Origin of the sequence: Streptomyces phaeochromogenes, from assembly GCF_001418655.1 — a bacterium.
GTDB classification, from domain to species: domain Bacteria; phylum Actinomycetota; class Actinomycetes; order Streptomycetales; family Streptomycetaceae; genus Streptomyces; species Streptomyces phaeochromogenes.
Window position 1 is genome coordinate 1 of the sequence record NZ_LIQZ01000289.1, and the last position, 9,762, is coordinate 9,762.

The 9,762-nt window shown below is 71.2% G+C and carries 7 protein-coding genes; 4 read left to right on the forward strand and 3 right to left on the reverse strand.

Translation table 11 applies throughout. The annotated features are described in order from the left end of the window. The 3 genes from AOK17_RS33085 to AOK17_RS33095 form a co-directional block, all read left to right on the forward strand. A partial coding sequence (locus tag AOK17_RS33085; RefSeq protein ID WP_055616270.1) for an ArnT family glycosyltransferase occupies positions 1–1,828 on the forward strand: 1,828 nt, incomplete at its 5' end. Between the two features lie 237 nt (positions 1,829–2,065). Next, positions 2,066–2,869, forward strand: a complete 804-nt coding sequence (locus AOK17_RS33090) for an endonuclease I family protein (RefSeq protein WP_055616271.1) — start codon at positions 2,066–2,068, stop codon at positions 2,867–2,869. A gap of 176 nt (positions 2,870–3,045) precedes the next feature. Next, complete coding sequence (locus AOK17_RS33095) at positions 3,046–4,533, forward strand: FG-GAP-like repeat-containing protein (protein ID WP_055616272.1); 1,488 nt, start codon at positions 3,046–3,048, stop codon at positions 4,531–4,533. An 85-nt stretch (positions 4,534–4,618) separates the two neighbouring features. Here AOK17_RS33095 and AOK17_RS33100 read toward each other — a convergent pair whose 3' ends face one another. The 3 genes from AOK17_RS33100 to AOK17_RS33110 form a co-directional block, all read right to left on the reverse strand. Then, complete coding sequence (locus tag AOK17_RS33100) at positions 4,619–6,319, reverse strand: thiamine pyrophosphate-binding protein (protein WP_055616273.1); 1,701 nt, start codon at positions 6,317–6,319, stop codon at positions 4,619–4,621. Beyond that, on the reverse strand, positions 6,316–7,317 hold the full coding sequence (speB, locus tag AOK17_RS33105; RefSeq protein ID WP_055616274.1) for an agmatinase: 1,002 nt from the start codon (positions 7,315–7,317) through the stop codon (positions 6,316–6,318). The genes AOK17_RS33100 and speB overlap by 4 nt, the downstream gene beginning before the upstream one ends. 63 nt (positions 7,318–7,380) lie before the next feature. Next, on the reverse strand, positions 7,381–8,865 hold the full coding sequence (locus AOK17_RS33110) for a sodium:solute symporter family protein (protein ID WP_055616275.1): 1,485 nt from the start codon (positions 8,863–8,865) through the stop codon (positions 7,381–7,383). Between the two features lie 245 nt (positions 8,866–9,110). Here AOK17_RS33110 and AOK17_RS33115 point away from each other — a divergent pair. Next, the coding region (locus AOK17_RS33115) for a PucR family transcriptional regulator ligand-binding domain-containing protein (protein ID WP_169801967.1) at positions 9,111–9,762 on the forward strand (652 nt) is incomplete at its 3' end.

Sequence of the window (9,762 nt, forward strand, 5' to 3'; positions counted from 1 at the left end):
CGCCGCGGCCGTCGCCGCGCTCGTGCTCGCCCTCACCCCGATCACCGTCGCCATCAACCGCGACAACAACCCGGACACACTGCTCGTCTTCCTGATGGTCGCGGGCGCCGCCCTGGCCCTGCGCGCCGTCCACAACGGCAGGCTGCTCCCCCTCGTCGGCTCGGCCGTCTGCTTCGGCCTCGCCTTCAACACCAAGATGCTCCAGGGGTACATCGCCCTGCCGGCCGTCTTCGCGGTCTACCTGTACGCGGCCCAGGGCGGCCGGCTGCGCCGGGTGCGCAACCTCACGATCGCCGCGGTCGCCCTCGCCGTCTCCAGCTTCTGGTGGGCGGCGGCCGTGTCGCTGGTGCCCGCCTCCGACCGGCCGTACATCGGCGGCTCGACGGACGGCACCGCCTGGAACCTGATCATGGGCTACAACGGCCTGGGCCGCGTCTTCGGCGGCGAGGGCAACGGCGGCGGTGGAGGCGGTGGCGGAGGCGGCTTCTCCGGGACCGCCGGGATCGGCCGGATGTTCAACGAGGTGCTCGGCGGCCAGATCTCCTGGCTGCTCCCCTTCACGGCCATCGCCCTCGTCGGCGGCCTCGTACTGCGCGGTCGCGCCCCCCGTACGGACCTCACGCGGGCCGCACTGGTCCTGTGGGGCGGCTGGACCGCCCTGCACTACCTCACCTTCAGCCTCGCCGAAGGCACGATGCACCCCTACTACACGACCGCCCTGGCCCCCGGCATCGCGGCGCTGTGCGGAGGCGGCGGGCTGATGCTCCTGCACGCCTTCCGCACCGACAAGAAGTGGCTGTGGGTCCTGCCCGTCGCGTTCGCCGCGACCGGCATCTGGGCCGTGGTGCTGCTGCGCCGGGCCTCCGGCTGGAACTCGTGGCTGTGGCCGACCGTCGCCGCGGTGATGGTCCTGGCGATCGCCGGGCTCCTCCTCTTCCGGTCGGGCCGGCGCGTACGACTGCTCGCCGTCGCCCTGACCGCGGCCGTCGCCGCCTCCCTCGCCGGACCGACCGCGTACGCGGCCTCGGTGACCGCGGGTTCGAGCGGCGGCATGAGCGGTACGAACCCGACGGCCGGCCCCACCACGGGTGGCGGCATGGGCGGCGGTCCCGGCGGCGGTGGCGGTGGCGGCCGGAGTGGCTTCCCCGGCGGCGGTGGCGGCCAGGCACCGGGCGGCCAGCAGCAGGGTGGTCAGCAGGCGGGTGGCGAGGCCCCGGGTGGCGGCCAGACGGGCACACCGCCCAGTGGCGCCCCCAACGGCCAGCAGCCCGGCGACGGCCAGCAACAGGGTGACCAGGAGCAGGGCAACGGCCAGACCGGCACCCCGCCGAACGGCACCTCCGGCACCGGCGAACAGGGCGGCACCGCCTCCCGGCCTGGTGGCGCGGGCGGCGGCCCCGGTGGCGGCGCCGACAGCGCAATGGTCACGTACCTGGAGAAGCACCGCGACGGCGCCAAGTGGCTGGTGGCGGTGTCCAGTTCGCAGAGCGCGGCCCAGCTGATCGTCAGCACCAAGCAGCCCGTCATCTCCATGTGGGGCTGGTCCGGCAGCGACAAGGCCATGACCCTCGCCAAGCTGAAGGAGCTCGTGAAGAAGGGCGAGCTGCACTACATCGTGCTCGGCGGCGGCATGGGCGGCGGCGGTGGCATGGGCGGCGGAGACAGCGCCGGCACCGAGGTGACCGCCTGGGTCCAGGAACACGCGACGGCGGTGAAGGCGAGCGAGTACGGCGGTACCGACTCCTCGTCGTCCGATTCCTCCACCGACTCCCAGAGCACTCAGAACACCCAGGCGCTCTACCGCCTGGACGCCTCGGACGTCAACTAGGGCAATCCCTCCCCCAATTGGGGAGAACCCTCGCTCTTCGCAGCCCCTGGACCGGCAACGGCCAGGGGTTGCGTCGTATGCGAGAACGTCACACAAACGCCTCCTCCCGGTTACACGAGCGACCCCATGTCCATGTCACGCTCCCGATTGACCGAAGTGTCAACACGCGTAGAACGCGGGCCCGTCGAGCTGGATCCCGCGTCCCGGCGCGTGCCGTTCCCGGGAAAGGGCACCCCCATGTCCGTTGCGCACAAAGGCAGTTGGAAGGCGCTGGCGGTAGGCGTATCCGCCGTCCTCGTCGGCCTCACGCTCCCGACGGTCGCCGCGACCCCCGCCGCGGCAACTACCACCGCGTACGACGACACGTACTACGCGGGCGCGATCGGCAAGACCGGCACGGCCCTCAAGAGCTCGCTGCACTCGATCATCAGCGACCAGACCGCGATCTCGTACTCCGCGGTCTGGAACGCGCTCAAGGTCACCGACCAGGACCCGAACAACAGCAGCAACGTGGTCCTGCTGTACTCCGGCATCTCGCGCAGCAAGACCCTCAACGGCGGCGCGACCGGCAACTGGAACCGCGAGCACACGTGGGCCCAGTCGCACGGCGACTTCGGCACCTCGGCCGGCCCCGGCACCGACCTGCACCACCTGCGCCCCGAGGACGTCCAGGTCAACAGCATCCGCGGCAACAAGGACTTCGACAACGGCGGCAGCAGCTTCACCAACAGCGGCGGCAGCCTCACCGACTCGAACTCCTTCGAGCCCCGCAGCGCCGTCAAGGGCGACGTGGCCCGCATGATCCTCTACATGGCCGTCCGTTACGAGGGCGACGACGCCTGGGAGGACCTGGAGCCCAACGACGCCGTCACCAACGGCAGCGTCCCCTACCACGGCCGCCTCTCGGTCCTGAAGCAGTGGAACGAGGCGGACCCGCCCAGCGCCTTCGAGGAGCGTCGCAACGAGCTCATCTACTCGAACTACCAGGGCAACCGGAACCCGTTCATCGACCACCCCGAGTGGGTCGAGGCGATCTGGTAGACCGACGGTGACCCGCACTGAACTCCCTGTGACAGAAAGGGAGTTCAGCGCCACACCTGTCCCCTCGGTTACGAACCCATGACATTGGGGCGTACAACTGGGGGCGCTCCGATCGAGTCGAACTGACTGAACGCGGCATTCCGCGTGCAGAACCGACCGACTCGAAAGGCTTACGTATGTCCCGAGCACACCGCCGAACTCGTACCGCGCTCACCGCACCCCTGGCAGCCGCGGTGCTGCTCGCCGGAGGATTCGGCGCCATGGCCCTCACCGGGGGCTCGGCGCAGGCGGCCACCGGGTCCGCGGACGCGCAGGACGACTTCAACGGCGACGGTTACGCCGACCTGGTCGTGGGAGCCCCCAACGCCACGATCTCGAGCAAGGCCAAGGCGGGCTATGTGGCCGTCACGTACGGCTCCGCCAGTGGCGTCTCAGCCTCCAACAAGAAGCTCATCAGCCGCTCCACCAGCGGCGTTCCCGGCTCCGCCGTCGCGAGCGAGCGCTTCGGGACCAACTTCACCAAGGGTGACCTCGACGGCGACGGCTTCAGCGACCTGGTGATCTCGGGCGGCAAGGCCGGCTCCGTCGTCCTGTGGGGCTCCGCCTCCGGACTCACCGGCGGCACGGCGATAGCCGGGTACGGCCAGTCCCCCACGGCCGGTGACTTCGACGGCGACGGCAAGACGGACCTCGCCCTGTTCGAGCAGGTGTCCTCCTTCGGCGACGAAGCCCCCAGCAGCGCCGCCGCCGTATGGAAGGGCCCGATCTCGCGGACCGGCACGCCCACCGCCGTCCTGCCCGTCCTGGACAAGTCCCTGTGGTGGGGCTACGACGCCGACGACGCCTCCTGCGCCACCAACGGCGGCTGCGAGGAGGACGCCGACTCCATCAGCGGCCCCTACACCTCCGCCGAGACCGGTGACGTCAACGGTGACGGCAAGGACGACATCGTTGTCTGGGAGTACAAGGGCGACGGCGTCTACGGCAACCGCCTGCTCCTCGGTGGCGGCAGCACGGGCTTCAAGAGCGGCTGGGTCCCCGGTGAGGCCGCCGGCAACAAGACGGGCACCGGCGTCGGGGACGTCAACAACGACGGCTTCGACGACGTCGTGGTCGGCAACGACTGGGGCAGCGGCACCGTCAAGGTCGCTCTCGGTTCGGCCACCGGCCTGTCCTCGGACCGCGTCCAGACCTTCAACCAGGACAGCCCCGGGTTCCCCGGAGTCGAGGAAGAGGAGGACGAGATCGGCGGGTCGGTCTCGGTCGCGGACGTCACGGGTGACGGCTACGCCGACATCGCGCTCGGCATCCCGGGCGAGGACATCGGCGACATCTACGACGCCGGCTCGATCGCCCTGGTCCCCGGCAGCGCCTCCGGCGCCACGGGCGCCGGAACGAAGACCTTCCACCAGAACACCGCCGGTATCCCCGGAGTCGCCGAGAACAGCGACGAGTTCGGTGTGACCACCGCTCTCCTGGACCTCAACGGCGACGGCCACTCCGACCTCGCGGCCGGTTCCACGGCCGAGAACGCCCAGAACGGCGCGGTCTGGGTGCTGAAGGGCACGGCGAGCGGCCTCACCGCCACGTCGTCGTTCGCGTTCGGCGCCGGTGACCTCGGCGCGCCCGCCACGGCGGCGCACTTCGGCGCGTACCTGCGCTGAGCGAGCGGTCCACGGACATGACGGTGGGGCGGCCTGGTGCCGCCCCACCGTCATGTCCGGGCCGGATCTCCGGGGCAGGGGCGGTTCAGTCCAGGTGCGTCGGCGCGAACATCCGCAGCAGCGCCGGCAGCACGACCACCGAAGGGCCGGGCGTGGCAAGGGACTTGGCGAGGTCGTCGGCGAGGGTGTCCGGGGTGGTCCGTACGCCGGGGACGCCGAAGGACTCCGCGAGGGCCACGTAGTCGGGGCGGGACAGTTCCGTCGCCGTGGCCTGGCCGAAGGCGTCGGTCATGTACTCGCGCAGGATGCCGTAGCCCCCGTCGTCGACGATGAGCCAGGTCACGTCGAGGTTGTGCTGCCTGGCCGTGGCGAGTTCGGCGATGGAGTACAGCGCGCCGCCGTCGCCGGAGACCGCGAGGACGGGGTGGGTCGGGTCGGCGACCGCGCCGCCGATGGCCGCCGGAAAGGCGTAGCCGAGGCCGCCCGCGCCCTGGGCGGAGTGCATGGTGTTCGGCCGGCGGGCGTCGAAGGCGGACCAGGCCCAGTAGGCGAGGATCGTCATGTCCCAGAAGCTGGCCGACCGGTCGGGCAGGGCCTCACGGACTGCAGCCAACACCCGCTGTTCCAGGGTGAGTTCCTGGGCGTCGATGCGCTCGCGGACGAGGTCGAGCACGGTTCGTACGCGTTCGGCGGCCTCCGCGTCCTCCCGTACGGGAACAGTCCCTTCGGGCAGGGTTTCGAGCAGCGCCGACAGGGCGAGGCGGGCGTCCGCGTGGATGCCGAGGGCCGGGTGGTTGGACTCCAGCTTGCCGAGGTCGGCCTCGATCTGGATGACCCGGCCGCGGGGCTTGAACGTGTAGTAGTTCGAGGAGAGTTCACCGAGGCCCGAGCCGACGACGAGCAGGACGTCGGCGTCCTCCAGGAAGTCCGTGGTGTGGCGGTCCTCCAGCCAGGACTGGAGGGAGAGCGGGTGGTTCCAGGGGAAGGCGCCCTTGCCGCCGAAGGTGGTGACGACCGGTGCGTTGAGGCGCTCGGCGAGCTGACGCAGCTTGCCGGACGCGTCGGACCGTACGACTCCGCCGCCCGCGATGATCGCGGGGCGGGCGGCCGTCGAGAGCAAGTGGGCTGCCACGGCGGTCAGTTCGGGGCGTGGCGGCAGGTCGTGGGGTGCGGCGTCCGCGGCCGTGACGACGGGCAGTGACGTCTCGGCGAGCAGCACGTCCTGCGGGATCTCGACCCAGACCGGGCCGTGCGGGGCGGTGAGCGCCGATTCCCAGGCCTCGGCGATCGCGGACGGGATCTGCGACTGCGTACGGACCGTGTGGACGGACTTCACGACGCCCCTGAACGAGGCCTGCTGGTCGGGGAGTTCGTGCAGATAGCCGTGCCGTCCGCCGCCGAGTCCCGCGCCGGGGATCTGGCTGCTGATGGCGAGGACGGGGGCGCTCGCGGCGGCGGCCTCCTGGAGCGCGGCCAGCGAGGTCAGCGCGCCGGGGCCGGTCGACAGGAGCAGCGGGGCGGCTTCGCCGGTGATGCGGCCGTACGCGTCGGCCGCGAACCCGGCGTTGTTCTCGACCCGCAGGCCGATGTAGGCGAGGTCTGAGCGGCGCAGCGCGTCGAACATGCCGAGCGCGTGCTGACCGGGCAGGCCGAAGACGGTGGTCGCGCCGAGACCGGTAAGGGTCTCCACGACCAGGTCTCCGCCGTTGCGTCCGGGGGGCGGGTTGAGTGCGGCCTCCGTCTGCGCGGCGGTCGGGCGGAGCACCAGGTCGTGGTCGTGGGTCACTTGGCGTCGGTCTCCTCGGGCGCCTGCACGTTCTTCTCGCGGGCCTGCGCGATCTGGCGGGACATGATGGTGGTCAGTTCGTACGCCGTGTGGGACGCGGCGACGGAGGTGATCTCGGCGTGATCGTACGCGGGGGCGACCTCGACGACGTCGGCGGAGACCAGGTGGCAGGAGGCCAGGCCGCGCAGGATCTCCAGGAGCTCGCGCGAGGTCATGCCACCGGCCTCGGGGGTGCCGGTGCCGGGCGCGTGGGCCGGGTCGAGGCAGTCGATGTCGATGGAGATGTAGAGCGGGCGGTCGCCGATGCGCTGGCGGAGCTGGTCGGCGACCTCGTCGGCGCCGCGCCGGTAGATGTCGGCGGAGGTGACGATGCCGAAGCCGAGCTTCTCGTCGTCGGTGAGGTCCTGCCGGCCGTAGAGCGGGCCGCGCGTGCCGACGTGGGAGAGGGCCTCGGTGTCCAGGATCCCCTCCTCGACGGCCCGGCGGAACGGGGTGCCGTGGGTGTACTCGGCGCCGAAGTACGTGTCCCAGGTGTCGAGGTGCGCGTCGAAGTGGAGCAGCGCGACCGGGCCGTGCTTCTTGGCGACCGAGCGCAGCAGCGGCAGCGCGATGGTGTGGTCGCCGCCGAGGGTCATCAACCGGGCGCCGGTGCCGAGGAGTTCGTCGGCGGCGCCCTCGATGGTGTCGACGGCCTCGTTGATGTTGAACGGGTTCGCGGCGATGTCACCGGCGTCCGCGACCTGGGCGAGGGCGAAGGGCGAGGCGTCCTGGGCCGGGTTGTACGGGCGCAGGAGCCGGCTCGCCTCGCGGATCGCGTTGCCGCCGAAGCGGGCCCCTGGCCGGTACGAGACGCCCGCGTCGAACGGCACACCGACGACGGCGACGTCGGTGGTGCCGACCTCGTCGAGCCGGGGCAGCCGGGCGAAGGTCGCCGGGCCCGCGAACCGTGGCACGCGGGACGAGTCGACGGGGCCGCGGGGCGTCTCGTAACTGCTCATGGGGGTAATGCCTTCTTTCCTGCGATTCATACGCTTCATCGCGTATGTGCTGCTTCTCCGACTCTACTGGTGAGCCGGAACCGATTCGGACACGGGTTCGGAGCCGCGGCCCGCGAGCCGCTCGCGCCAGGCGGCGAGGACCGCCGGGTCGGTGGCGGGGGTGGCCAGCGAGACGATCACGTAGACGGCCAGGGAGGAGAGGAGCCCGTAGTAGATGGGCTCGTTGGCGAGGATCCCGTAGGACGCCATCAGGCCGATCACCGCGAGGCCGCCGACCGCGACGGCGGCGAGGGCGCCCTGGGCGGTGCCGCGCTTCCAGAGCAGCCCGCCGAGGATGGGCACGAGGAGGCCGCCGACGAGCAGGTTGTAGGCGACGGTCAGGGCCTCGACGACGTTGTTGAGCGCGATCGCCGTACAGATCACCGCGACGCCCATGATGAGGATGAAGGCCCGGTTGCCCCTGACCTCGTCGCGCTCCTCGTCGGAGGCTGTGGTGCCGGAGTCGGAGGCGGTGGTGACGGCTCCGCGCAGCCGCGACCAGATGTCGTTGTTGGCGACGGTCGCGCAGGCGATGAGGGCTCCGGAGGACGTGGACATCACGGCGGCGAGGGCGGCGGCGAGGACCAACCCCCGTACGCCCATGGGCAGTTCGTCCTTCACGATGGTCGCGAAGGCGTCGTCGGCGCTGTCCAGCTTCGGGTAGAGGACCTTGGCCGCCGTGCCGATGACGGCACCGGCGAGCGCGTAGACCAGGCAGTAGGTGCCCGCGACGGTGCCGCCCCACTTGGCGGTGCGGTCGCTACCCGCGGTGAACACGCGCTGCCAGATGTCCTGCCCGATCAGCATGCCGAACGTGTAGATCAGCACGTACGTGAAGATCGTCTCGCCGCCGATGCCCAGCGGGTCGAAGTACTCGGTGGGCAGCTGCGCCTTCATCTCGCTGAACCCGCCGGCCTTGACGACGGCGATGGGCAGCAGGAGCAGCAGCACACCGATGGTCTTGACGACGAACTGCACCATGTCGGTGAGGGTGATCGACCACATGCCGCCGAGCGTCGAGTACGCGACGACGATCGAGCCGCCGAGGATGATCGCGATCGTGCGGTTCATGTCGAAGAGGACGTCGAAGATCGTGGCGTACGCGATGGTCGACGTGACCGCGAGCATGAGGGTGTACGCCCACATGACGACGCCCGAGATGACACCGGCCCGGCCGCCGTACCGAAGATCGAGCATCTCGGAGACGGTGTAGACCTTCAGCCGGGCGATGCGGGCCGAGAAGAAGACGGAGAGGGCCAGCAACCCGAGGCCGATGCTGAAGACCATCCAGGCGCCGGAGAGCCCGTACTGGTAGCCGAGGCCGACGCCGCCGATGGTGGACGCGCCGCCGAGGACGATCGCGGCCATGGTGCCGGAGTACATCGTCGGGCCTAGCCGCCGCCCGGCGACCAGGAACTCGCTCTTGGACTTGGCGCGGCGCATGCCCCACCAGCCCACGGCCAGCATGCCGACCAGATAGACGACGATCACTGTGTAGTCGACGGCCATTGGGGGGCTCCTCTTCGCGCGTTCGGTGGCGTGTCGTGCGGGTGGGTGTGTGCTGGGGGTTCGCCGGTGACCGACCGCGCGTGGCGTCGCCGCATGACGTCGTCGCCATGGCTTCTTCGCCTCGTGTCTTCGCGTGGCCTGTTCGCGGGGACATCCGCCCGTACCCGCGGCCTCCGGTGGGGACGACCCTAGGTGGCCGGAAAGCAACGAAGAAGTGTACGTTTCATCCACAGTCACCGGATCCGATGGAGGAAACGTCCACCATGCCGGACCCTGCCGTTCCAGGCCCCGCCCCCGCTGTCCCACCCACACCTCCCGTCCCTCTCGCCGCACTGCTGGCCCGGGAGGACCTAGGCCTGCGGCAGATCGCGGGCCCCCAGGATTCGGCCACGGTGATCCACTGGGCGCACACCTCGGAGATGGCGGACCCGTACCCCTATCTCCTCGGCGGCGAGCTGCTGCTCACGGCGGGGGTGCACGTGCCGGAGGCGGCGGGCTCGGGCACGTACTTCGACGACTACGTCTCCCGGATCGTCGAGGCGGGCGGCGCCGCCCTCGGCTTCGGCTTGGCCCCGGTGCACGACACGGTCCCGCGCGCCCTCGTCGTGGCCTGCGACGACTACGGCCTGCCGCTGGTGGAGGTCCCGCCCCGCACGACCTTCTCCGGCGTGGCCCGGGCGGTCTGGCAACTCATGGCCCAGGCCCGCCACACCGAACTCCGCCGCGTCACGGAGGCCCAGCAGAGCCTGGCCGCCGCGGCGGCCCGCCCGGACCCCGTCCCGTCGGTCCTGCGCCAGCTCGCCCAGCGGGTGGGCGGCCGGGCCGCGCTGTACGCCCCGGACGGCGGGGAGGTGGCTTCGGCGGGGCGGATGCCGACCGCGGGCGCCGGCGCCGGCG

Bases quoted from the DNA above. Each gene is read 5' to 3' on its own strand.
- AOK17_RS33090 (WP_055616271.1), top strand. From the start codon at position 2,066: ATGTCCGTTGCGCACAAAGGCAGTTGGAAGGCGCTGGCGGTAGGCGTA.
- speB (WP_055616274.1), bottom strand. From the start codon at position 7,317: ATGAGCAGTTACGAGACGCCCCGCGGCCCCGTCGACTCGTCCCGCGTG.
- AOK17_RS33095 (WP_055616272.1), top strand. From the start codon at position 3,046: ATGTCCCGAGCACACCGCCGAACTCGTACCGCGCTCACCGCACCCCTG.
- AOK17_RS33110 (WP_055616275.1), bottom strand. From the start codon at position 8,865: ATGGCCGTCGACTACACAGTGATCGTCGTCTATCTGGTCGGCATGCTG.